The sequence below is a fragment of the Pseudomonas sp. RIT-PI-r genome (genome assembly GCF_001297015.1).
Classification (GTDB): Bacteria; Pseudomonadota; Gammaproteobacteria; order Pseudomonadales; family Pseudomonadaceae; genus Aquipseudomonas.
In genome coordinates, this window is the sequence record NZ_LIGE01000015.1 from 33247 (window position 1) to 55231 (window position 21985).

At 58.8% G+C, this 21985-nt stretch carries 20 protein-coding genes; 11 read left to right on the top strand and 9 right to left on the bottom strand.

The features are described 5' to 3' along the window. The first annotated feature begins 100 nt into the window (after positions 1-100). Positions 101-685 carry a papain-like cysteine protease family protein gene (locus AK821_RS04205; RefSeq protein ID WP_064388343.1) on the top strand — a complete coding sequence of 195 codons (585 nt, stop codon included), beginning with the start codon at positions 101-103 and terminating at the stop codon, positions 683-685. Positions 686-697: 12 nt separating this feature from the next. Beyond that, the gene (locus AK821_RS04210) at positions 698-1297 is read left to right on the top strand and encodes a hypothetical protein (protein ID WP_064388345.1); all 600 of its coding nucleotides are present in this window, start codon (positions 698-700) and stop codon (positions 1295-1297) included. Positions 1298-1352: 55 nt separating this feature from the next. Here AK821_RS04210 and AK821_RS04215 read toward each other — a convergent pair whose 3' ends face one another. Further along, positions 1353-2693, bottom strand: a complete 1341-nt coding sequence (locus AK821_RS04215) for a DEAD/DEAH box helicase (RefSeq protein ID WP_007914470.1) — start codon at positions 2691-2693, stop codon at positions 1353-1355. Positions 2694-2884: 191 nt separating this feature from the next. Between AK821_RS04215 and AK821_RS04220 the strand changes: the two genes are divergently transcribed. Further along, positions 2885-4183 carry a mechanosensitive ion channel family protein gene (locus AK821_RS04220; RefSeq protein ID WP_064388347.1) on the top strand — a complete coding sequence of 433 codons (1299 nt, stop codon included), beginning with the start codon at positions 2885-2887 and terminating at the stop codon, positions 4181-4183. A gap of 90 nt (positions 4184-4273) precedes the next feature. On the opposite strand, the gene AK821_RS04225 is transcribed toward AK821_RS04220, so the two are convergent. The 3 genes from AK821_RS04225 to AK821_RS04235 all read right to left on the bottom strand — a co-directional run bounded on the left by AK821_RS04225 (position 4274) and on the right by AK821_RS04235 (position 6584). Then, the gene (locus tag AK821_RS04225) at positions 4274-5131 is read right to left on the bottom strand and encodes a carboxylate/amino acid/amine transporter (protein ID WP_064388349.1); all 858 of its coding nucleotides are present in this window, start codon (positions 5129-5131) and stop codon (positions 4274-4276) included. Positions 5132-5455: 324 nt separating this feature from the next. Next, the gene (locus tag AK821_RS04230) at positions 5456-6055 is read right to left on the bottom strand and encodes an FMN-dependent NADH-azoreductase (RefSeq protein ID WP_064388351.1); all 600 of its coding nucleotides are present in this window, start codon (positions 6053-6055) and stop codon (positions 5456-5458) included. 214 nt (positions 6056-6269) lie between these two features. Continuing rightward, positions 6270-6584 (bottom strand): hypothetical protein, encoded by a 315-nt coding sequence (locus AK821_RS04235; protein ID WP_064388352.1) that lies wholly within the window; start codon positions 6582-6584, stop codon positions 6270-6272. A 49-nt stretch (positions 6585-6633) separates the two neighbouring features. Between AK821_RS04235 and AK821_RS04240 the strand changes: the two genes are divergently transcribed. From AK821_RS04240 to AK821_RS29935, 7 genes are all read left to right on the top strand, one after another. Continuing rightward, the gene (locus AK821_RS04240; protein ID WP_008086429.1) at positions 6634-7557 is read left to right on the top strand and encodes a LysR family transcriptional regulator; all 924 of its coding nucleotides are present in this window, start codon (positions 6634-6636) and stop codon (positions 7555-7557) included. Positions 7558-7571: 14 nt separating this feature from the next. Further along, positions 7572-8375 carry an alpha/beta fold hydrolase gene (locus tag AK821_RS04245; protein WP_064388355.1) on the top strand — a complete coding sequence of 268 codons (804 nt, stop codon included), beginning with the start codon at positions 7572-7574 and terminating at the stop codon, positions 8373-8375. A gap of 3 nt (positions 8376-8378) precedes the next feature. Continuing rightward, positions 8379-8942 carry a peptidylprolyl isomerase gene (locus AK821_RS04250; protein WP_064388358.1) on the top strand — a complete coding sequence of 188 codons (564 nt, stop codon included), beginning with the start codon at positions 8379-8381 and terminating at the stop codon, positions 8940-8942. A gap of 87 nt (positions 8943-9029) precedes the next feature. Continuing rightward, the gene (locus tag AK821_RS04255) at positions 9030-10862 is read left to right on the top strand and encodes an ABC transporter ATP-binding protein (protein ID WP_064388360.1); all 1833 of its coding nucleotides are present in this window, start codon (positions 9030-9032) and stop codon (positions 10860-10862) included. Positions 10863-11140: 278 nt separating this feature from the next. Then, positions 11141-11836, top strand: a complete 696-nt coding sequence (aqpZ, locus tag AK821_RS04260) for an aquaporin Z (protein ID WP_064388362.1) — start codon at positions 11141-11143, stop codon at positions 11834-11836. A gap of 188 nt (positions 11837-12024) precedes the next feature. Beyond that, complete coding sequence (locus AK821_RS04265) at positions 12025-12294, top strand: hypothetical protein (RefSeq protein ID WP_064388364.1); 270 nt, start codon at positions 12025-12027, stop codon at positions 12292-12294. Between the two features lie 4 nt (positions 12295-12298). Next, entirely contained in the window at positions 12299-12637 is a 339-nt protein-coding gene (locus AK821_RS29935) for a hypothetical protein (RefSeq protein WP_146117560.1), read from the top strand. A gap of 94 nt (positions 12638-12731) precedes the next feature. On the opposite strand, the gene AK821_RS04270 is transcribed toward AK821_RS29935, so the two are convergent. Continuing rightward, positions 12732-13856, bottom strand: a complete 1125-nt coding sequence (locus AK821_RS04270; protein WP_064388365.1) for a GNAT family N-acetyltransferase — start codon at positions 13854-13856, stop codon at positions 12732-12734. Positions 13857-14139: 283 nt separating this feature from the next. Here AK821_RS04270 and AK821_RS04275 point away from each other — a divergent pair, with 283 nt between their 5' ends. Beyond that, positions 14140-15462 carry a putative porin gene (locus tag AK821_RS04275; RefSeq protein WP_064388367.1) on the top strand — a complete coding sequence of 441 codons (1323 nt, stop codon included), beginning with the start codon at positions 14140-14142 and terminating at the stop codon, positions 15460-15462. Positions 15463-15624: 162 nt separating this feature from the next. Here AK821_RS04275 and AK821_RS04280 read toward each other — a convergent pair whose 3' ends face one another. The 4 genes from AK821_RS04280 to hrpA form a co-directional block, all read right to left on the bottom strand. After that, positions 15625-15864 carry an anti-sigma factor family protein gene (locus tag AK821_RS04280; protein ID WP_064388368.1) on the bottom strand — a complete coding sequence of 80 codons (240 nt, stop codon included), beginning with the start codon at positions 15862-15864 and terminating at the stop codon, positions 15625-15627. Next, positions 15858-16472 carry an RNA polymerase sigma factor gene (locus tag AK821_RS04285; RefSeq protein ID WP_064388370.1) on the bottom strand — a complete coding sequence of 205 codons (615 nt, stop codon included), beginning with the start codon at positions 16470-16472 and terminating at the stop codon, positions 15858-15860. Before AK821_RS04285 ends, AK821_RS04280 begins: the two co-directional genes overlap by 7 nt. Before the next feature lie 96 nt (positions 16473-16568). Then, entirely contained in the window at positions 16569-17690 is a 1122-nt protein-coding gene (locus tag AK821_RS04290; RefSeq protein ID WP_064388372.1) for a beta-ketoacyl-ACP synthase III, read from the bottom strand. Positions 17691-18009: 319 nt separating this feature from the next. After that, on the bottom strand, positions 18010-21921 hold the full coding sequence (gene hrpA, locus AK821_RS04295) for an ATP-dependent RNA helicase HrpA (RefSeq protein ID WP_064388373.1): 3912 nt from the start codon (positions 21919-21921) through the stop codon (positions 18010-18012). Between the last annotated feature and the right edge of the window lie 64 nt (positions 21922-21985).

Genomic DNA, 21985 nt, shown 5'->3' on the forward strand with positions numbered 1-21985 from the left:
TCGGCAACCGCCATCGGAGATGGCAACCCTCAAGCGCCGATCGCTCGGCAACACCCCTTACAAGCGGGACGCTTGTTTTCATTCATGGAGGATTGAAAAAATGTTAACCACTGAAGCAAGACCCTATACCAGCGAATCACTGCCAAGGTGCCTCATCGGTCATCTGCTCGACCCACAACTGGTCGAAGTCGAAGCGGCAGAACACGCCAGCGCTTTTGCCGCTGGCAGCCTCAACTTCAGCATGCAGCAACAGACCCAGACCAACTGGTGCTGGGCCGCCGTTTCCGCCTCGGTCGGCAACTATTACGGCACCGGCAACTGGACTCAGTGCGGTGTGGCCAGCACTCAGCTCGACCGCAACTGCTGCAATCAGCCAGGGCCGTGCAACGTCTACGGCTATCTGGACTCGGCCCTGCAAACCACCCGCAGCTACAACGGTATGAATCAGGGTTCGCTGCAGATGTCGGCGATCCAGAACCAGATCAGCATGGGCCGCCCGGTCGGCCTGCGCTGTGCCTGGTACGGCGGCGGTGCGCATTTCCTGACGATCTACGGCACCAACGGCGATTACGTGCTGGTCGCGGACTCGATCTACGGTTATTCGACCCGTGCGCTGAATGCCTTTCCCCGTGCCTACAATGGCGGCGGCAACTGGACTCACACTTACTTCACGGTAAAAAACTAGGAGGGCGACATCATGCAACTGACTTATCCAAAGGCGCCTTCCAACGGCGTACAGACCTTGCGCCCGGCCCTGCAAGCCGCGCTGCAAACCCCGGGTTTTGGCGCCAGTCGCCAGTTCGCCAACGCTGTACCGGCGAAAATCAGCCTCAGCGAAGCCTACCGTGGCTATTCGCTCAGCCTGGATGACCTGAGCCAAGGCAAAGGCCTGAAAGACGCACGAATCGGCGACTGGCATTACCTGGTCTTTGCCGACGGCGTGACGATTGCCGATGCGCAATTGGCCGAGGTGCGCGGGCATGTCGAATTCGCCTCGCTGAATCACGGCGATCACGCCGCTGCTACGGTGAGTGCGCTGAAACTGGCAGAACAAGCGCCGCAACTTCAAGGCAAGAGCGTCGAGTTGCGTGTGCTGTTTGTCTCAGCCCTGCACGTTGTAGCGATCTGGCTGCATGCTGACGGTGAGGACGTGCTGATCCCGATCGAGCCGACGCCCAAGGAGTTGGCGGTTACCGGGTTGTACAGCGAAGCAACACTTCTCGGCGCATTGAAACCGGCAGCGGGTCAAGCCAAACGGCGCTTTGACGCCGACACCAGTGGCCAGCTCGGCAACTGATGGACGAAAAAAAACCCGGACATTGTCCGGGTTTTTCATGCACGCCTGAAACGCTTTACTCAGCCGCAGGCTCTGCTGGCTTGCGGCGCTTCAGCGGCGCCATGCCGTCGCTGCTCACCAACGAATCCGGCTTCGGACGGTTGGCGCTCTTGCGCTTGGTCGGCGTCTTCGCGGCGGTTTTCTTCTTGTCGCCCTTGGCGTCGGTCTTTTTCTTCTTCACGCCGACGGCCTTGCCCGAGGCCTTGACCTTTTTCGGTCCGCCGTAGGTGCCTTTGACTTCCTTGATGGTGCGGCGCTCGAAGCTCTGCTTCAGGTAGCGCTCGATGCTCGACATCAGGTTCCAGTCGCCGTGGCAGATCAGCGAGATCGCCAGACCATCGTTACCGGCGCGGCCAGTACGGCCGATGCGGTGCACGTATTCGTCGCCGCTGCGTGGCATGTCGAAGTTGATCACCAGATCCAGACCATCGACGTCCAGGCCACGGGCCGCAACGTCGGTGGCAACCAGAATCTTCACGCCGCCCTGCTTCAGACGGTCGATCGCCAGTTTGCGATCCTTCTGGTCTTTCTCACCGTGCAACACGAACGCTTTGTATTCCTGAGCCACGAGGCGGCCGTAGATGCGGTCGGCCATGGCGCGGGTGTTGGTGAAGACGATGGCCTTCTGATAAGTCTCGTTGGCCAGCAGCCAGTTCACAATCTGCTCTTTATGCTGATTGTGGTCGGCGGTGATGATTTGCTGACGGGTGGTCGAGTTCAGCTGGCTGACCGCGTTGAGCTGCAAGTGCTCAGGGTTGTTCAGCACCTTGCCGATCATGTCGCGCAGACCGGAACCACCGGTGGTGGCGGAGAACAGCATGGTTTGCTGACGGTTCGGGCATTCGTCGACCAGACGCTGCACGTCTTCGGCAAAACCCATGTCGAGCATGCGGTCGGCTTCGTCGAGTACCAGCACTTCGACTTCTTTCAGGTCGAGGTTGCCGGCGTTGAGTTGCTCGATCATCCGGCCCGGGGTGCCGATGAGAATGTCCGGCACTTTGCGCAGCATCGCGGCCTGGACCTTGAAGTCTTCACCGCCGGTGATCAGGCCGGACTTGATGAAAGTGAACTGCGAAAAGCGCTCAACTTCCTTCAGCGTCTGTTGGGCCAGTTCGCGGGTCGGCAGCAGGATCAGCGTCTTGATGCTGACGCGAACCTTGGCCGGGCCGATCAGGCGATTGAGGATCGGCAGAACGAAAGCGGCGGTTTTGCCGCTACCGGTTTGCGCCGTCACCCGCAGATCACGCCCTTGGAGCGCCAGCGGGATGGCCGCGGCTTGCACAGGCGTTGGCTCGACAAATTTCAGCTCGGCCACAGCTTTAAGCAGGCGTTCGTGCAGGGCGAATTGGGAAAACACGGGTGCTACCTCGAAGATATGCAAAAAAACAGCTGCATAGGTTACCGGTTTCGAGCGCTCAGGCCGAGTTTCTTTATGCAAACGGCGGCAATCAGTGGTTTTTTTGTTGCCTGATTTGTCTCCAAACGTAATACCTGGCGTCTTAAATGCTCTAATCGGCCATCGCGTCTTACAGAAGAATCGTTTCACTTATGGATATCAAACAGCTCTGGCTCAACGCCCAAGACCTCTGGGGCACCCTCGAACAGCATCCGCTTTTGCAGGCGGGGCTCGCGCTGACGGTGTTATTGGTGATCGCTCTGTTGCTCGGACGAGTGGCGCGCTATCTGATCCTGCACGCCAGCCGCATGCTCGGCCGCCAGCCGGCGCTGCACTGGATCAATGACTTTCGCCACAACAAAGTGTTTCAGCGACTGGCGCAGATGACGCCGTCGCTGGTCATTCAGTTCGGCTTGCATCTGGTGCCGGAACTGAGCAAAACCGCCATGACCTTCCTCGGTAATGTGGCGCTGTCGTTCACCATTCTGTTCTTGTTGCTGGCAGTCAGCGCCCTGCTCAACGCCCTGCTCGACATCTATGCACGCACCGAACACGCCCGTACGCGCTCAATCAAGGGCTATGTGCAACTGGCGAAAATGGTCTTGTACGTGTTCGGCGCAATCATCATCGTTGCCACGCTGATCGACCGCTCGCCGCTGTTGCTGCTCTCCGGTCTGGGTGCCATGTCGGCGGTGATTCTGTTGGTCTACAAGGACACCCTGCTGTCGTTTGTCGCCAGCGTGCAGTTGACCAGCAACGACATGCTGCGGGTCGGCGACTGGATCGAGATGCCGCAAGTCGGCGCCGACGGCGATGTGGTCGCCATCACCCTGCACACGGTCAAGGTGCAGAATTTCGACAAGACCATCGTCTCGATCCCGACCTGGCGGGTGATGTCCGAGTCGTTCAAGAACTGGCGCGGCATGCAGCAATCCGGCGGGCGCCGAAGCAAGCGCAGCGTGTTCATCGACGCCAGCGGCGTGCGTTTCATCCGTGATGACGAGGAAGAAAAACTCTCGCAAGTGCACTTGCTGACCGACTACATGAGCCGCAAAAAAGCCGAGCTCAAAGCGTGGAACGAGGCCCAGGGTAATGTCGCGGCGATGTCGGCCAACCGGCGGCGCATGACCAACATCGGGACCTTCCGCGCGTATGCACTGGCGTATCTGAAGAGTCATCCAGAGATTCAGCCGAACATGACCTGCATGGTGCGGCAGATGCAGACCACGGCGCAGGGCATTCCGCTGGAGATCTACTGCTTCACCCGCACCACGGCGTGGGCCGATTACGAGCGGATTCAGGGGGATATTTTTGATTATCTGCTGGCGGTGTTGCCGGAGTTTGGGCTGAGCCTGTATCAACAGCCGAGTGGCGGGGATTTGCGGTCGGGGTTGTTGCCGGCGGTGCTCGGCGCGGCGAGCATTCCCGAGCCGCAGAAGCACCTCATGTAACCCAAAATTTCACTGTAGGAGCTGCCGAAGGCTGCGATCTTTAGACTTTAAAGATCAAAAGATCGCAGCCTTCGGCAGCTCCTACAGGGTTTATGCGGTGCGGCGGATGCCCAGTCGACTAATCCATACGGCAGCGAGGATGACGCTGCCACCAAGGAACAACCTGCCCAATTCCTCATGCTGATTCCAGATCAGCAGATTCAGCAGCAATCCCACCGGCACATGCAGGTTGTTCATCACCGCCAGCGTGCCGCCGTTGACCATGCACGCGCCTTTGTTCCACCAGTACATGCCCAGCGCGGTCGAGACCAGACCGAGGAACAGCAGCACGCCCCACTGCAGCGGCGCTTCCGGCAGGAAATTCGCTTTGCCGAACATCAGGAATGCCGGCAGCACCACCGCCAGCGCGCCGAGGTAGAAGAAGCCGAAACGCCGGTAATGCGGCAGATCGCTCGGGTGCCTGGCTACCAGGTGTTTGTACATCACTTGCCCTGCGGCGTAGGTGAAGTTGGCCAGTTGCAGCAGCAAGAAGCCCATGAAGAAGTCCGGGCTGATGCTGTCGAAGCGAATCACTGCCGCGCCGCCCACCGCCACTAGCGCGGCGATCAGCGCCCACGGATTGAAGCGCCGGTTCAGCGCATCTTCGATCAACGTCACGTGCAACGGCGTGAGGATGGTAAACAGCAACACCTCCGGCACGGTCAGCACGCGGAAGCTCAGGTACAGGCAGACGTAGGTCACGCCGAACTGCAACGCGCCGATCACCAGCATGCCGCGCATGAACGAAGGTTCGACCGAGCGCCAGCGGGTCAGCGGGATAAACACCAGCCCGGCCAGCACCACGCGCACCAGCACCGCGAAGTAACTGTCGACATGACCGGCCAGGTATTCGCCAATCAGACTGAAGGAAAACGCCTGGATCAGCGTGACAAAAAGTAGATAGCCCATGCTCGCCCCTAATTTGAATGGCGGCGACGATAGCGGTTTTTCCACCCTGCAACCAACAAAAATCCCCCTGTAGGAGCTGCCGCAGGCTGCGATCTTTTGATGTTGATTTTAAAAAAAAACAAGATCAAAAGATCGCAGCCTGCGGCAGCTCCTACAGGGGATCGGTGAGTTACGGGCAAAAAAAAGCCCGATCTCGCTAATGCGTTCAATCGGGCTACAGCACTCAGGAGCAACAAGTGCAAAGGGAGGTTCGATGCGCGTAGAGCCTTGAAGGGGTTGCGCCAGGTCACTTAAACAATCGGCGATTATCTGGCGATTAACATATCAAGCGACCTGGGACAGCTTGGCGTTGGCCTGATTCAGGCCTTTCTCCTGGAAGTCGCCACCGAGGTTCATGCCTTCGGCGTGAATGAACGTCACGTCGTTGATACCGATGAAGCCCATCACTTGGCGCAGATAAGGTTCCTGATGATCAGCCGGGCCGCCCGCGTAGATGCCGCCGCGAGCGGTGAGCACGTAGGCACGCTTGCCGCTGAGCAGGCCTTGCGGTCCGGTTTCGGTGTACTTGAAGGTCACGCCGGCACGCAGCACGTGGTCGAGCCAGGCCTTGAGGGTGCTCGGGATGGCGAAGTTGTACATCGGCGCGGCCATCACCAGCACGTCGGCAGCGAGCAGTTCATCGGTCAGTGCGTTGGAGCGATCCAGCGACGCTTGTTCGCTGTCGTTGCGCTGTTCGGCAGGTTTCATCCAGCCACCCAGCAGGTTGCTGTCCAGATGCGGTACCGGATTCACGGCGAGGTCACGCACGGTGATCTGATCGGCCGGGTGCGCCGCTTTCCACTGACTGATGAAGGTCTGGGTCAGTTGACGGGAAACCGAGTCTTGCTGGCGGGCGCTGCTTTCGATGATCAGAACGCGGGACATGGTGTGTAGCCTCCATCCGAGAATGTTGTAGGTCGATGGAGTGAAGGTTAAACAGTGCCGCCTCGATGAAAAAGCGCAAATAATTGCTGCAAAGCATCGAATAATTCGTTTAGATGCACCTGAAACCTGTGGGAGCGAGCCTGCTCGCGATAGCGGTGTATCAATCTGACACACCGCTATCGCGAGCAGGCTCACTCCTACAAGGGATCGATCGTTACTTCGGGGTGCAGGTCAGCTTGATGCGCAGCTTGATAATTTCGCGAGTGAACTTGGCCGTGGCGTTTTTATGTTTGCCTGCCGGTACGTCGATGGTGCGAGTGCGTGGCGCCTCGGGGCCATTGCTGAAAACGGCCTTGCACACTGCATCGACATCGCCGTAGTTGGCCACCCGGATCGAGCCGATGTCGTTATCGGTGTCGAAGGTTTCGTAATCGATTTTCATGCCATTGAGATCTTTCTGCACATCGATCGGGTACGCAAAAGCAGTCAGCGGCAGCAACGCCAGCACCACACAACAGAATTTTTTCATTCGGCAGTCTCCATGAAGGACGGCCAGCTTAGGACAAGAGGAGCTATTGATGAAAGCGCCCCGCGTGACCCTGGATCAATGGCGAACATTGCAGGCCGTGGTCGACCACGGCGGATTCGCCCAGGCCGCCGAGGCCTTGCACCGTTCGCAATCGTCGGTGAGTTACACCGTCGCCCGCATGCAGGACCAACTCGGCGTGCCGCTGCTGCGGATCGACGGGCGTAAAGCCGTGCTCACCGAAGCCGGCGGCGTATTGCTGCGCCGCTCGCGGCAACTGGTGAAACAGGCCAGCCAACTGGAAGACCTTGCCCATCACATGGAGCAAGGCTGGGAGGCCGAGGTGCGGCTGGTAGTCGATGCGGCGTATCCGAGCGCGCGGATCGTGCGCGCGTTGACCGCGTTCATGCCGCAGAGTCGTGGTTGCCGGGTTCGCTTGCGTGAAGAGGTATTGTCCGGCGTCGAGGAAGTGTTGCTCGAAGGCGTGGCCGATCTGGCGATCACTGGCCTGAGCATTCCCGGCCACCTCGGGGCGGAATTGAGCGACGTCGAGTTCATCGCCGTCGCCCACCCCGATCACCCGCTGCACCGGCTCAATCGCGAACTGAGCTTTCAGGATCTGGAAACCCAGATGCAAGTGGTCATCCGCGACTCCGGCCGCCAGCAACCCCGCGACGTTGGCTGGCTCGGCGCCGAACAGCGCTGGACCGTGGGCAGTCTCGCCACTGCCGCAACCTTTGTCAGCAGCGGTCTGGGCTTTGCCTGGCTGCCCCGGCACATGATTGAACGAGAACTGAAAGATGGCTCGCTCAAGCTGCTACCGTTGGACAGGGGCGGCACTCGCAATTCCAGCTTCTACCTGTATTCGAACAAGGACAAACCCTTGGGTCCGGCCACGCAAATCCTCATCGAACTGCTACGCACCTTCGATACGTTACCTCTGGATGCGCCGTACGCCGCCCCCGAACAAGCCTGACACGGAGTTCACCGATGGCCTATTTCGAGCACGATGGTTGCAACCTGCACTACGAGGAATATGGCCACGGTACGCCGTTGCTGCTGGTTCACGGGCTCGGTTCAAGCACGCTGGACTGGGAAATGCAGATCCCGGCACTGGCCGCGCACTATCGGGTGATCGTCCCGGATATTCGCGGCCACGGTCGCTCGGACAAGCCACACGAGCGCTACAGCATCGCTGGATTCAGCGCTGACATGCTTGCACTCATCGAGCATTTGAACCTTGGCCCGGTGCACTACGTCGGGCTGTCGATGGGCGGCATGATCGGCTTCCAGTTCGGCGTCGATCAGCCGCAACGGCTCAAGAGCCTGACCATCGTCAACAGCGCACCGGAGGTCAAATTACGCAGCCGCGACGATTTTTGGCAGTGGTTCAAACGCTGGAGCCTGATGCGCGTGCTCAGCCTCGCGACCATTGGCAAAGCCCTTGGCGGCAAACTTTTCCCGAAACCCGAACAAGCCGGTCTGCGGCAGAAAATGGCCGAACGCTGGGCAAAAAACGACAAACGTGCTTATCTCGCCAGCTTCGATGCGATTGTTGGCTGGGGCGTTCAGGAACGACTTTCCCGGGTGACCTGTCCAACGCTCGTCATCAGCGCCGACCGTGATTACACACCGGTGGCATTGAAAGAAACCTATGTAAAACTGCTGCCGAATGCGCGGCTGGTGGTGATCGCCGATTCGCGCCACGCCACCCCGCTCGATCAACCCGAACGCTTCAATCAAACGCTGCTGGAGTTCCTCGCCGCAGCCGAAATTCAATCTCAGGATCACTGACCCATGCTGAAAAAACTCGCCCTCGCCGCTGGCACCGTGCTGTTTGCCGCCAACCTGATGGCTGCCACGCCGGTCAAAGCACCGCACGTGCTGCTGGACACAACCAACGGTCAGATCGAAATCGAACTGGATCCGGTCAAGGCACCGATCAGCACCAAGAATTTTCTGGATTACGTCAACAGCGGTTTCTACACCAACACCATTTTCCACCGCGTGATCCCGGGCTTCATGGCTCAGGGCGGCGGTTTCACCCAGCAGATGCAGCAAAAAGAAACCAAGGCGCCGATCAAGAACGAAGCCAGCAATGGCCTGCACAACGTGCGCGGCACCTTGTCGATGGCGCGCACTTCCAACCCTGACTCGGCCACCAGCCAGTTCTTCATCAACGTGGCTGACAACGCGTTCCTCGATCCGGGCCGTGACGCCGGTTACGCGGTGTTCGCCAAAGTGGTCAAGGGCATGGACGTGGTCGACATCATCGTCAACTCGCAAACCACCACCAAAAGCGGCATGCAAAACGTGCCTGTAGACCCTGTGATCATCAAGTCGGCCAAAGTCATCGACTAAGCTGTACAGGGCGTATCGAGCGGCGCGGTTCAACACCGCGCCGCTCACACTGATAAAAGGAGAGCCCGGATTCCGGGCGGTTATCTGATGCTCTATCGCCGTTTCGAACAACTGATCGACGTGTTCCGCGATGCCCCCACGGCATCCCCGCCGGATCGCGTACTGCCCTTCTACACCTATTACCTCAAGCAGGTCTGGCCGAGTTTTGCCGCCCTGCTCACCGTCGGATTGTTCGGCGCCTTGATCGAAGTGGCGTTGTTCAGCTACCTCAGTCGCATCATTGACCTCGCCCAAGGCGCACCGAACCCGAACTTTTTTCACGAGCATGGCCTGGAGTTGGCCTGGATGGCCGTGGTCGCGCTGATCTTGCGCCCGGTCTTTGTCGGCCTGCACGACCTGCTGGTGCACCAGACCCTGAGTCCGAGCATGACCAGCATGATCCGCTGGCAAAACCACAGCTACGTGCTCAAGCAAAGCCTGAATTTTTTCCAGAACGACTTCGCCGGTCGTATCGCCCAACGCATCATGCAGACGGGCAACTCGCTGCGTGACTCTGCGGTACAAGCGGTGGATGCGTTGTGGCATGTGCTGATCTACGCGATCAGCTCGCTGGTGCTGTTCGCCGAGGCCGACTGGCGCCTGATGATCCCGTTGCTGACGTGGATCGCCGCGTACATTGGCGCGCTCTGTTACTTCGTGCCACGGGTCAAGGAACGCTCCGTGGTGTCCTCCGATGCTCGCTCCAAACTGATGGGGCGGATCGTCGATGGTTACACCAACATCGCCACCCTGAAGCTGTTCGCCCATACCAATTACGAGCAGCAATACGCCCGCGAAGCAATCGAAGAACAGACCGAAAAAGCCCAACTGGCGGGCCGCGTTGTGACCAGCATGGACATCGCCATTACCACCATGAACGGCCTGCTGATCGTCGGCACCACGGGCCTGGCCTTGTGGCTGTGGACGCAATCACTGATCACCGTCGGGGCGATTGCCCTGGCAACCGGCCTGGTGATACGCATCGTCAATATGTCCGGCTGGATCATGTGGGTGGTCACCGGCATTTTCGAAAACATCGGCATGGTCCAGGACGGTTTGCAGACCATCTCGCAACCGGTCAGCGTCACCGATCGCGAGCAGGCCAAACCGCTGGATGTAGCCCAGGGCGAAGTGCGTTTCGAGCACGTGGATTTTCACTACGGCAAGAAGAAAGGCATCATCGGCGATCTCAACCTGAACATCAGACCGGGCGAAAAAATCGGCTTGATCGGGCCGTCGGGGGCCGGTAAGTCGACCTTGGTCAACCTGCTGCTGCGTTTGTATGACGTCGAGGGCGGGCGGATTCTGATTGATGGCCAGAACATCGCCGAAGTCGGTCAGGAAAGCCTGCGCGCACGCATCGGCATGATCACGCAGGACACTTCGCTGTTGCACCGTTCGATCCGCGACAACTTGCTGTACGGCAAACCGGAGGCGACCGACGCAGAGCTGTGGGACGCGGTGCACAAAGCCCGCGCCGATGAATTCATACCGCTACTGTCGGACGCCGAGGGCCGTACCGGCTTCGACGCTCACGTGGGCGAGCGCGGGGTGAAACTGTCCGGTGGTCAGCGTCAGCGCATTGCGATTGCGCGGGTGCTGCTCAAAGACGCACCGATCCTGATTATGGACGAAGCGACCTCGGCGCTGGATTCGGAGGTCGAAGCGGCGATTCAGGAAAGCCTGGAAACCCTGATGCAAGGCAAAACCGTGATTGCGATTGCGCATCGGCTCTCGACCATTGCCCGGATGGACCGACTGGTGGTGCTGGAGAACGGCAAGATCGCCGAGAGCGGCACCCACGCTGAATTGCTGGCTCATCGCGGTCTGTATGCACGGCTTTGGGCGCACCAGACTGGAGGGTTTGTCGGTATCGACTGACCCCTCCAAGATCGTTCCCACGCTCTGCGTGGGAATGCAGCCCTTGACGCTCCGCGTCACTGGACGCGGAGCGTCCCTTGAAGCATTCCCACGCAGAGCGTGGGAACGATCACCGCCAGAGTCCGCCAACCACGGGCGCTGGCGGTTTTTTTTGGCCGCTGGAAATCCGTAAAAACCCTGCTGTACTCAGCCAAGGTTCCAGAACGGGGCCTGTCGTAAGTCTGCAAGGATGCACAACTCGATGCAGTCTCGATAGCACGCCTATCAAGGACTCTCTCATGTCTCTGTTCAAACGTTCAGTCACTGAGTTGTTGGGTACGTTCTGGTTGGTATTGGGTGGTTGCGGCAGCGCGGTGATTGCCGCGTCCTCGCCGTTGGGAATCGGGGTGCTGGGGGTTGCCCTGGCGTTTGGTCTGACGGTGTTGACCATGGCATTCGCCATCGGCCACATCAGTGGCTGTCACCTCAACCCGGCCGTGTCGGTCGGACTGTTCGTCGGCGGTCGCTTTCCGGCCAAAGAGTTACCTGCTTACATCATTGCTCAAGTGCTCGGCGCGATCCTCGCGGCAGCGCTGATCGCTCACATCGCCAGTGGCAAGGAAGGTTTTGATATTGCCGCCGGCCTCGCGTCCAACGGTTATGGCGAGCACTCGCCGGGCAAATATTCGATGGCGGCGGGGTTTGTCACTGAGTTGGTGATGACCGCGATGTTCGTGATCATCATCCTCGGCGCCACCGACAAACGTGCACCGCCTGGGCTGGCGCCTATCGCCATCGGATTGGGCTTGACGCTGATCCACCTGATCTCGATTCCCGTCACCAATACCTCGGTAAACCCGGCGCGCAGCACCGGACCGGCACTGATGGTTGGCAGCTGGGCCATTGCGCAACTGTGGATGTTCTGGGTAGCACCGTTGATAGGCGCAGTGGCAGGCGGTGGAATTTATCGATGGCTGGCTGACGAAAAAAACTAAACTTCACGCAACTAAAAGGCCGTATTAGTTAAACTAAAAATACGGCCTTCAATTACATTCACACACTATATAAAATATTCTGAAACAGCGAAAACGCTGACAGACGCCTCTAAGCGTATTACCTTTGACCCCGCAAACAAAAGCAACTTTCTTCACCACCAACACACAAATCTCTCAAGGATTGAGGCATGAACACTTTAATCAACAGCATCATCGCTATTGCCTTGACTACTGGTCTGATGCAAAACAATGCTGTAGCCGATGATACCGGCACTAACGTTTATCGCTGCCAGCAATACAGCGAGGATTTCAAGGGCTACATCTGGAAGCTTAAAGGCTTTTATAGCGACGCGCCTACAGCCGAAGCGTTCATGGAGACCGAGTCCGCCAAGGCTCTGGACCTGAAAAAATGCAAGGTCTGGGTATTTGAAGATAATAGCAGCCACTGGGAGTGGTAAGTAAATGAAATATTACAAAAGTCTAATCGCCGCCGTACTGATCATTGCAACTTATTCAGGTTTTGCTTCTGCCATGCTGTCGCCAACGGTCAATAGCGACTCACCTCTGGAATTCAACATGGGTGAAGCGCTGTCTGAAGTTCGCCCGGAACTAAATTGTTCCGCCAACGCTAACACGGGAAAAGTCCAATGTGATCGACCGGAGTTCATATATACCTGTCAGGTCGCCAAAAAACCAAATCTGATGATTTATTATTATTCTTCGATCGCCACTCTTGAGGATTTTAACAACGTATCCTCGCAGAAAGGGTTAAGCAATTGTGTAGCAGGTGCAAGCTGGTAACCGAGTGTATTTTTAGTTGAACCAACAAGGCCCGAGCAAACTGTCGGGCCTTGTTGTCAGCGGCTTTTTGCAGTACCGCGTGCGATGCCAAAGCTCAAATCTGTTTGTAAGGCAGCGCTGCAACAGCCTCCTGCGCATACGCAAGCACACCCGCACGCTCCTGGTGCAGGAAGTCTTTGACCGCAGCTTTCAATCCCGGATGACGCAGGTAGTGCCACGAATGCGTGATCACCGGCTCAAACCCCCGAATCAGTTTGTGCTCGCCCTGAGCTCCCGCATCGAAACGCTGAAAACCATGGGCAATCGCGTAGTCCATGCCCTGATAGAAACAGGTTTCAAAGTGCAGGCTATCGAACTCGGCCAGGCAGCCCCAATAGCGGCCGTAGAAACTGTCGCCGCCGACCAGACTGAACGCCATCGCCACCGGCCGTGAGCCATGTCTGGCCAGCACCACGCGGATCGACTCCGGCATGCGTTCGGCGAGCAAGCTGAAAAATTCCCGGGTCAGATAGGGCGCTTGCCGGCGCACTGCATAGGTGTTGGCGTAGCAAGCATAGACAAAATCCCATCGAGCCTCATCCAGTTCGTGCCCCTCCAGCCATTCAAACTCGAAGCCCTGTCCTGCCACTTGCTCGCGTTCCTTGCGCATCTGTTTGCGCTTGCGCGAACTGAGTACGTCGAGGAAATCCTGAAAGTCGCGATAGCCGCGATTTTGCCAATGGTACTGACAGCCGATGCGTTGCAACCAGCCCGGTTGCTCGGCCATCGCGGCGTCGGTGAAAAGGTCGGTGAAATTGATGTGCGCGCTGGATAGCCCTTCGATTTCCAGATACCCCGGCAGGCTCTTGAGCAGTTCGAAACCATCCTCGACGCTAGCCGCCAACAACCGTGGACCGCTGACCGGGCTGAAGGGTACGGCAGTCAGAAGTTTAGGGTAGTAATCAATACCGGCGCGGGCGCAGGCATCGGCCCAGCCGTGATCGAACACGTACTCGCCATAGGAGTGCCACTTGCGATAGCTGGGTAAGGCGGCGATCAGTCGATCCGCTTCGATGTGCAGCAAATGCTCCGCTTGCCAACCGGTGTGTGGGCCGATGCTGCCGCTGTCTTCCAGCGCACTGAGAAACGCATGACGCAAGAACGGCTGGTTCTCCGGTACCAGTGCATCCCAACTGGCCGGGGCGATTTCTGACAGATTTTGCAGGCGTTGCAACGGCATCGACGGGCTCTCCATAACAGGACTTCAGCGCTGGACGAGTATCGCCGATTGCGCCGCAATACACACCCGCATTGGGGCGACAGCGCTCTAGATCAGTAGTTCACGAGCATTTTGTATCGTCATCATCCTGCCATCACTGTGCCACTGCTCTGTCATAAACCATCGCGATACTGGCGCCTGTTTTTAGAGCGCCGGGTTCCACCCGGACACTGTTTTCCGACGTTCACCGCGTCGGTTGTGCCCAGGATGGTTCAGCCATCCTCTCTCATCTTCGGAGATTGCTATGCGTCTTGCTTCCACGAAAACTGCGGCGGCCCTTTGCGGTGGCTTGTTGCTGGCCATGAGCGTTCCGGCCAGTGCTGCAGTCGACGCCAAACTGCTCGACATGCTCAAGGCTAACGGTTCGATTTCCCAGGCGCAGTACGTAGAACTGCAAACTGAACTGGCCAAGGATCAGAAGGCTCAGCAAATCGCGCAGCAGGCGCAGCAAGAGACCAACGAACAAGTCGCCGCCGTTGCGAAGAAAACCAACGAACAAAGCGTTTTCGACCAGAAACTGGCCTGGGCCGCGAAGACCCAGTTCAAGGGCGACGTACGTATTCGTCAGGAAACCATCAAGATCGACGGCGAGCCGAACAACGGCGGCCGCGACAAGGATCGTCAGCGTATCCGTGCCCGTCTGGGTGCCTACACCGAGATCAACCCGCAGGTCGACACCGGCATTCGTATCGCCACCGGCGGCGGCGACGATGCCCGTTCGACCAACCAGGATCAGGACAACTACTTCGACAAGAAGCAGATCTGGCTCGACCTGGGCTATATCGACTACCACCCCGATCAGATCAAGAACCTGCACATTATCGGCGGCAAGATGCTGCAACCGTGGGTCAGCATGGGCGACGTGATCTGGGATAGCGACATCAACCCGGAAGGTCTGGCTGTCACCTACAAATATCCACTGGGCAGCAGCGCCGAACTGTTCGGCAGCCTGGGTAACTACAACCTCAAGGACAACGTCGACGGCGATGGCGTGCAATTCCGTCACGACCTGCGTCTGACCGCTGGCCAGTTGGGTAGCCGCTTCAACATCACCGACAACCTCAAAGTGACTTTGGGCGGCAGCGTCTACGCCTACCAGAACGACGAAGACAGCCGCTGCACCGGGACTTCCACACCGTGCGCCCTGGCGGTCAACGGCAACTCGGCTGACAACGAATTCCGTCTGTATGAAGGCTTCAGCCAGGTCGACATCGGCGGTCTGCCAATGCCACTGTCGTTCTACGGTCAGTACGTGAAGAACAACGATGCCGTGACTGATCAGGACACTGCATGGCTGGTCGGCGCCAAGTCGAAAGTCTTCGGTCTGAACCTCGATTACAACTACCGTGACGTGCAGCGCAACGCCGTGGTCGGCGCCTTCACCGACTCCGACTTCGCCAACGGTACCACCGGTTCCCGGGGCCACAAGTTCAAGGTCGGTTACGACATCGACAAGAACTTCGCCATTGGCGCCACGTACTTCCTGACCAAGGCCGACTTTGCCAGCCGTACCCAGCGTGATGCTGACGCCAACACCCTGCAGCTGGATGCGGAAGCCAAGTTCTAAAAACGCTTCACCCTATAGCCCGGTGCGGGCGGAACGATCCCCATCATCCGTTCGTTTCATCCGCACCGAGCTATTCCCTTTACAGGAGCTGCCGGAGGCTGCGATCTTTTGATCTTAAAAAACAAGATCAAAAGATCGCAGCCTCGTTTCACTCGTCAGCTCCTACGAAAAGCGGTCTTTGCGACGTTGCTCGGCCAGGCGCTCTGCCAAGGTATCCACACCCTCTTGCGGCTTCTCCGGCATCGCCTTCAACGTGGCCTGCATCAATTTCATCTGCCGAATGAAGCGCCGGCAATTAGGGCAGAACATCAGGTGATGGCGCACCATCAGTTTTTCGCGAAAGCTCAACTGGCCATCGAGATAATCGCTGGAGCGCGCCACTTGTTCCTTACAGGTCAGCATTCGCCGGTCTCCTCAAAATGCTCCACCGTGGCGAAGACTTTCAGCCGCGCACGATGCAGCAGCACACGGACATTGGAGAGAGAGATCTCCAGTAGATTACAGATCTCCTCCAGCTCCAGGCCCTGACGCTCACGCAACAGCAACACACTGCTTTGCAGCTCCGACAGACTGAGCAAGGTGTGCTCCAGACAGTCACGCAATTCACCTTCGGTGAGCAAGGCTTCCGGGGTGTCCTGATGCCAGGCGAACGGGGCGATCAGCCAATGGCCGTCACCGGGAGAAAAGCGGTCGTCATCGATGCTGCCGTGGGGCGACGGCAGGTCATCCATCAACACTTCACGACGATTTTGCTTGTAGCGGCTTTTCGCCGAGTTGGCGGTGATGGTCAGCAGCCAGGTCTTGAGACTGGAGCGGCCTTCGAAGCTGCCAATATGGCGCACCACGGAGAGCCAGGCGTCCTGCACCACTTCCTCGACATGACGCTGACCGACGATGGCATAGGCCACGGCGCGCATGGCGCTCTGGTAGGTGCTGACCAATTCCTTGAAAGCCTTTTGCTCACCGGCCAGCAGGCGTTCGAGCAGTTGAGTGTCGTCCATTGCGGCCATGCATTACCTCTCTGAAAGCAAAAGATCGCAGCCTGCGGCAGCTCCTGCAAGGGTCAGTGCAGGAGTTGCCGCAGGCTGCGATCTTTCAAGGCGCAATCAACGTTTGCGCAGGATCACGCTGCCAATGGAATAACCGGCGCCGAACGAACTCAGCACTGCCAGCGAACCGGCAGCCAGGTCGTCCTGATATTTGTGAAACGCAATCACCGAACCGGCGGAGCTGGTGTTGGCGTAGGTGTCGAGAATCACCGGGGCTTCTTCTTCGGTGGCTTCGCGGCCCAGCAGTTTGCGCACGATCAGGTGATTCATGCTCAGGTTGGCCTGGTGCAGCCAGAAGCGCTTCACATCGCCAACATTCAGCTGGTTCTCTTGCAGATGCTCGCCGATCAGTTCGGCAACCATCGGGCAGACATCCTTGAACACTTTGCGGCCTTCTTGCACGAACAGCTTGTCGCGGGCACCGACGCCCTCTTCAGCTGCGCGGTTGAGGAAACCGAAGTTGTTACGGATGTTGTTGGAGAACTTGGTCAGCAGCTTGGTGCTGACCACGTCGAACTGGTGCTTGGACGTCGCTGTGTCAGCACGTTCGATGATCACCGCAGTCGCGGCGTCGCCGAAGATGAAGTGGCTGTCCCGATCACGGAAGTTCAGGTGCCCGGTGCAGACTTCCGGGTTGACCATCAGGATTGCCCGCGCCTGACCCAGTTGCACACTGTTGGCCGCAGCCTGAATGCCGAAGGTCGCCGAGGAGCAGGCGACGTTCATGTCGAAGCCGAAGCCTTGAATGCCCAGGGCTTCCTGGACTTCGATAGCGATGGCCGGGTAGGCGCGTTGCAGATTGGAACAGGCAACGATCACGCCGTCGATGTCGGCTGCTGTTTTGCCGGCACGTTGCAGGGCCTGTTCGGCAGCGCCGATGGCCATCTGGCAAAGCACCGACCATTCGTCGTTGGAACGCTCCGGCAGGCGTGGGGCCATGCGTTGCGGGTCGAGGATGCCGTCCTTGTCCATGACAAAACGGCTCTTGATGCCGGAGGCTTTTTCGATGAAGGCGGCGCTGGATTCGGTCAGGGCCTGTACTTCGCCGCTGGCGATGGCCTGGGCGTTGTCAGCGTTGAACTGGGCGACGTAGGTATTGAAAGACTGCACCAGCTCTTCGTTGGAGATGCTGTTGGCCGGGGTGTACAGGCCGGTGCCGCTGATGACGACGTTATGCATGGTCGTTTCTCTAATCTGTTCAGGCAGAAAGTGCTGGAACCGTCGTACCAACACACAAAGGGTCTATTCCCATCCGGGGGACGCAAACCTGGCATCGCTTTATTCCGTCTCGCACCACGGCCGAAGGCTCTGGGTCGCGAAACCGGCGTTTATGGTCGCGAAGTTTGCCATAAACGCAGGCTTTTGGCGCCTTTCTCAAGATCAACACGGATGATCGTTCCCACGCTCCTGCGTGGGAATGCAGCCCGTGACGCTCCGCGTCACTGGACGCGGAGCGTCCCCAGAGGCATTCCCACGCAGAGCGTGGGAACGATCAGCGTTACGGTTCGACCTGAGTCCACTGCTTGTTCAGGCGTTTGTCGGAAATCGGCGTTTTCGTGCCCAACTGTTGGGCGAACAGCGACACCCGGTATTCCTCCAGCCACCAGCGGTACAACTCCAGCTGCGGATCGCGCTTGCCTTCCTGCGCATGCTTGGCGGCGCGAGCCTGGTATTGCGCCCAGAGGCCGGCGAGTTCGCCGCTCCAGACGCGATCCTTCTGCAGCTGCGCGCCAAGCTTCTCGAAACGCTGCTCGACCGCCTTCAAGTAACGCGGCAGTTCTTTGAGCCACTGCATCGGCGTTTCACGGACAAAACCCGGATACACCAGATGGCTGATCTGCTGCTTGATGTCATTCAGTGCCACCGCCTGAGCGAGGTCGATCTTGCCTTTGAAGCGTTTCTGCAAACCGTGCCACAGCTTGAGAATCTCCAGGGTCAGCCGCGCCACGCGCTCGGCGTGCTCGGTCCAACTGCCGCGCTTGCGCTCGGCCAGTGCCGCCAACCCGGCGCCGTCACGGGGCAGCGGATCTTCGCCTTCAAGAATGCAGCTATCGAGGCTGGCCAGCAGAATGTCCTCGACCAGCGCATCAACCCGGCCTAGCTCGCGATAGAGCAGGCCCAATTCAGTCTGCCCCGGCAACTTGCTGCGCAGGAATTTCGCCGGTTCGGCCAGTTGCTGCATCAGCAGACGCTGCAAGGCGCGGCGATGCTGGAATTCGGCCTCGGCTGGGGTCGAAAAGCGCCCTTCCTTGACCGTGCCACCCTCTTCGACCAGCGCCGGATACACCGTCATCGACAGCCCGGCGATCTTCTGTTGGGTCTTCTCTGCCACCGGCGCGAAGACTTTCGCCTCCACCGGCTGCTGGCTCTTCGCACTCTGCGGCACGGCCAACGCGGCCTGACTGGCCTCGGCAAACCGTGCGGTCAGTTCGGCCAGATCGCGGCCTTCGCCAAGGAATTTGCCTTGGCCGTCGACGATTTCCAGGTTCATCCGCAGATGCCCTTCAACCCCTTGCTCGGCTTCTGCCCACGCTTCATCGCTGACCCGCGCGCCGGTCATGCGCAGCAATTCTCGGCCCAGTGCCTGCGGCAACGAACCTTCGGCAAAGGTCATGCGTTGCAACGCCGCTTTGATGAAGTCCGGCACCGGCACGAAGTTCTTGCGCAGCGCTTTCGGCAAGTTGCGCACGAGGGCGATGCACTTGGCTTCGATCAGCCCCGGCACCAGCCACTCCAGACGTTCCGGCGGCAGCATCGGCAACAGCGGCGCCGGCACCCGCAAGGTCACGCCGTCGCGCGGGTGATTGGGTTCGAAGTGATAGGTCAGCGCCAGTTCCAGATCGCCGATGTGCAGCGTGTCCGGGTAATCGCGCGCGGTGACTTCACTGGCCTCGCGGGCCAGCACGTCTTCTTCGCGCATGATCAACAGCTGCGGGTTCTTCTGGCTGTTGATGCGGTACCAACTGTCGAAAGTCGCGGTCTGGTGAATCTCCGCCGGCAAACGCGCATCGTAGAACGCGTACAGGGTTTCTTCGTCAGCAAGAATGTCGCGGCGACGGGCCTTGGCTTCCAGTTCGTCGAGCTGCTCCAGCAGTTGCTGGTTGGCGGTCAGGCATTTGGCCTTCGACTGAATCTCGCCACGCACCAGAGCTTCGCGGATAAACAGCTCACGGGAAACCACTGGATCGACCGGGCCGTAATGCACCGGACGGCGACCGACCACGATCAGCCCGAACAGAGTGATCTGCTCGTAGGCCACAACCTGGCCACGCTTCTTTTCCCAGTGCGGTTCGAAGTGGTTTTTCTTGATCAAGTGCCCGGCCAGCGGCTCGATCCAGTCGGCATCAATCTTGGCGACCATGCGCGCGTAAAGTTTGGTGGTTTCCACCAGTTCGGCGGTCATCAGCCATTGCGGACGTTTCTTGCCGATGCCCGACGACGGATGAATCCAGAAGCGCCGCTGACGCGCGCCAAGGTAATCGCCGTCCTCGGTTTTCTGGCCGATCTGGCTGAGCAGACCGACCAGCACCGCTTTGTGCAGTTTCGGGTAATCGGCAGGCTCTTTGTTCAGGCTCAACTGCATGTCGCGGCAGATCAGGCTCAACTGGCGATGGGAATCGCGCCACTCGCGCAAACGCAGATAGTTGAGGAAGTTCTTGCGGCACCAGTTACGCAACGGGCTTGCCGTCAGCGCTTGGCGTTGTTCTTCAAAGCCACGCCACAGATTCACTAATCCAGCGAAGTCGGAATCAACGTCTTTCCATTGGGCATGGGCCTGATCAGCCGCTTGCTGACGTTCCGGCGGACGCTCGCGCGGATCCTGAATCGACATGGCACTGGCGACGATCAGCACTTCCTGCAAGCTGCCGAGCTTGGCTGCTTCAAGCAGCATGCGGCCCATACGCGGGTCGACCGGCAAGCGAGCAAGTTGGCGACCGAGCGGGGTCAACTGACTGTTGCGATCCACTGCCGAGAGTTCTTGCAGCAGATTGAAACCGTCACTGATCGCCTTGCCATCCGGCGGTTCAATAAACGGAAACGCAGTGATCTCGCCGAGGCGCAGATGCAGCATCTGCAAAATTACAGCGGCGAGGTTGGTGCGCAGAATTTCCGGATCGGTGAATTCCGGGCGACCGAGGAAATCTTCTTCGCTGTACAAACGAATGCAGATACCCGGCTCGACCCGGCCACAACGACCTTTACGCTGATTGGCGCTGGCCTGGGAAATCGCTTCGATCGGCAGACGCTGGACCTTGGCGCGATAGCTGTAACGGCTGATGCGCGCGGTGCCGCTGTCGATCACATAGCGGATGCCCGGCACGGTCAACGAAGTTTCGGCAACGTTGGTCGCGAGCACCACACGACGGCCCGGGTGCGACTGGAAAATCCGCTGCTGCTCGGCCGGCGACAGGCGCGCGTACAGCGGCAGGATTTCAGTGTGTTTGATTTGCGCCTTGCGCAGCATGTCGGCAGCGTCGCGAATCTCACGCTCGCCGGGCAGGAACACCAACACGTCACCGGGACTGCGGCGTTCGCTGCGTTCGTAGGAGGCGATTTCATCGAGAGTAGCGAGGATCGCCTGATCGACGGTCAGGTCATCCTCGACACGGTTGCCCTCTTCGTCCTGCTCCAGTGTCAGCGGGCGATACCAGGTGTCCACCGGGAAGGTGCGACCGGACACTTCAACAATCGGCGCATCATCAAAATGCTTGGAGAAGCGCTCCAGATCGATGGTCGCCGAAGTAATGATGACTTTCAGATCCGGACGACGCGGCAGCAGGGTTTTCAGGTAACCGAGCAGAAAGTCGATGTTGAGGCTGCGTTCGTGGGCTTCGTCGACGATGATCGTGTCGTAGCGTTCGAGGTAGCGATCGTTCTGGGTTTCCGCGAGCAGGATGCCGTCGGTCATCAGTTTGATCAGGGTGTTGGAATCGCTCTGATCTTCGAAACGCACCTGATAGCCGACCAGCGAACCGAGCGGCGTGCCGAGTTCTTCGGCAACGCGGCTGGCGACGCTGCGGGCAGCGATTCGACGCGGCTGGGTGTGGCCGATCAAGCCGTGCTGGCCGCGACCGATCTCCAGACAGATTTTCGGCAACTGGGTGGTTTTACCCGAACCGGTTTCGCCGGCGATGATCAAGACCTGGTGCTGCTCCAGGGCCTTCTTGATTTCGTCGCGCTTGGCGGCAATCGGCAAACTGTCGTCGTAACGAATCACCGGCAGGCTGGCCTTGCGGGCCAGCACCTGATCACAGGACGCCTGCATGCGCGTCACCCATTGGGCCAGTTTGGCCTCATCGGGTTTCTTGCGCAGCTCAAGCAACTGCCGCCGCAGCCGGTGACGGTCGGCGAGCATGGCGTGGTCGAGGTTTTTCAGCAGTTTGTCGATGGAGGGCGATTCGTCGGTCATCGGGTAGGCAATTCGGTCGTCTATTTATGCAGGGGGCGGATTGTCGCAGATTTGCCTCCGATTG

Excerpts from the sequence above, each read along its gene's own strand:
- AK821_RS04240 (WP_008086429.1), top strand. The coding sequence starts at position 6,634 with ATGAAAGCGCCCCGCGTGACCCTGGATCAATGGCGAACATTGCAGGCC.
- AK821_RS04225 (WP_064388349.1), bottom strand. The coding sequence starts at position 5,131 with ATGGGCTATCTACTTTTTGTCACGCTGATCCAGGCGTTTTCCTTCAGT.
- AK821_RS04285 (WP_064388370.1), bottom strand. The coding sequence starts at position 16,472 with ATGGCCGCAATGGACGACACTCAACTGCTCGAACGCCTGCTGGCCGGT.
- AK821_RS04280 (WP_064388368.1), bottom strand. The coding sequence starts at position 15,864 with ATGCTGACCTGTAAGGAACAAGTGGCGCGCTCCAGCGATTATCTCGAT.
- AK821_RS04255 (WP_064388360.1), top strand. The coding sequence starts at position 9,030 with ATGCTCTATCGCCGTTTCGAACAACTGATCGACGTGTTCCGCGATGCC.
- AK821_RS04250 (WP_064388358.1), top strand. The coding sequence starts at position 8,379 with ATGCTGAAAAAACTCGCCCTCGCCGCTGGCACCGTGCTGTTTGCCGCC.
- AK821_RS04220 (WP_064388347.1), top strand. The coding sequence starts at position 2,885 with ATGGATATCAAACAGCTCTGGCTCAACGCCCAAGACCTCTGGGGCACC.
- AK821_RS04265 (WP_064388364.1), top strand. The coding sequence starts at position 12,025 with ATGAACACTTTAATCAACAGCATCATCGCTATTGCCTTGACTACTGGT.
- AK821_RS04290 (WP_064388372.1), bottom strand. The coding sequence starts at position 17,690 with ATGCATAACGTCGTCATCAGCGGCACCGGCCTGTACACCCCGGCCAAC.
- AK821_RS04230 (WP_064388351.1), bottom strand. The coding sequence starts at position 6,055 with ATGTCCCGCGTTCTGATCATCGAAAGCAGCGCCCGCCAGCAAGACTCG.
- aqpZ (WP_064388362.1), top strand. The coding sequence starts at position 11,141 with ATGTCTCTGTTCAAACGTTCAGTCACTGAGTTGTTGGGTACGTTCTGG.
- AK821_RS04275 (WP_064388367.1), top strand. The coding sequence starts at position 14,140 with ATGCGTCTTGCTTCCACGAAAACTGCGGCGGCCCTTTGCGGTGGCTTG.
- AK821_RS04245 (WP_064388355.1), top strand. The coding sequence starts at position 7,572 with ATGGCCTATTTCGAGCACGATGGTTGCAACCTGCACTACGAGGAATAT.
- AK821_RS04210 (WP_064388345.1), top strand. The coding sequence starts at position 698 with ATGCAACTGACTTATCCAAAGGCGCCTTCCAACGGCGTACAGACCTTG.
- AK821_RS29935 (WP_146117560.1), top strand. The coding sequence starts at position 12,299 with ATGAAATATTACAAAAGTCTAATCGCCGCCGTACTGATCATTGCAACT.
- AK821_RS04270 (WP_064388365.1), bottom strand. The coding sequence starts at position 13,856 with ATGCCGTTGCAACGCCTGCAAAATCTGTCAGAAATCGCCCCGGCCAGT.
- hrpA (WP_064388373.1), bottom strand. The coding sequence starts at position 21,921 with ATGACCGACGAATCGCCCTCCATCGACAAACTGCTGAAAAACCTCGAC.
- AK821_RS04205 (WP_064388343.1), top strand. The coding sequence starts at position 101 with ATGTTAACCACTGAAGCAAGACCCTATACCAGCGAATCACTGCCAAGG.
- AK821_RS04235 (WP_064388352.1), bottom strand. The coding sequence starts at position 6,584 with ATGAAAAAATTCTGTTGTGTGGTGCTGGCGTTGCTGCCGCTGACTGCT.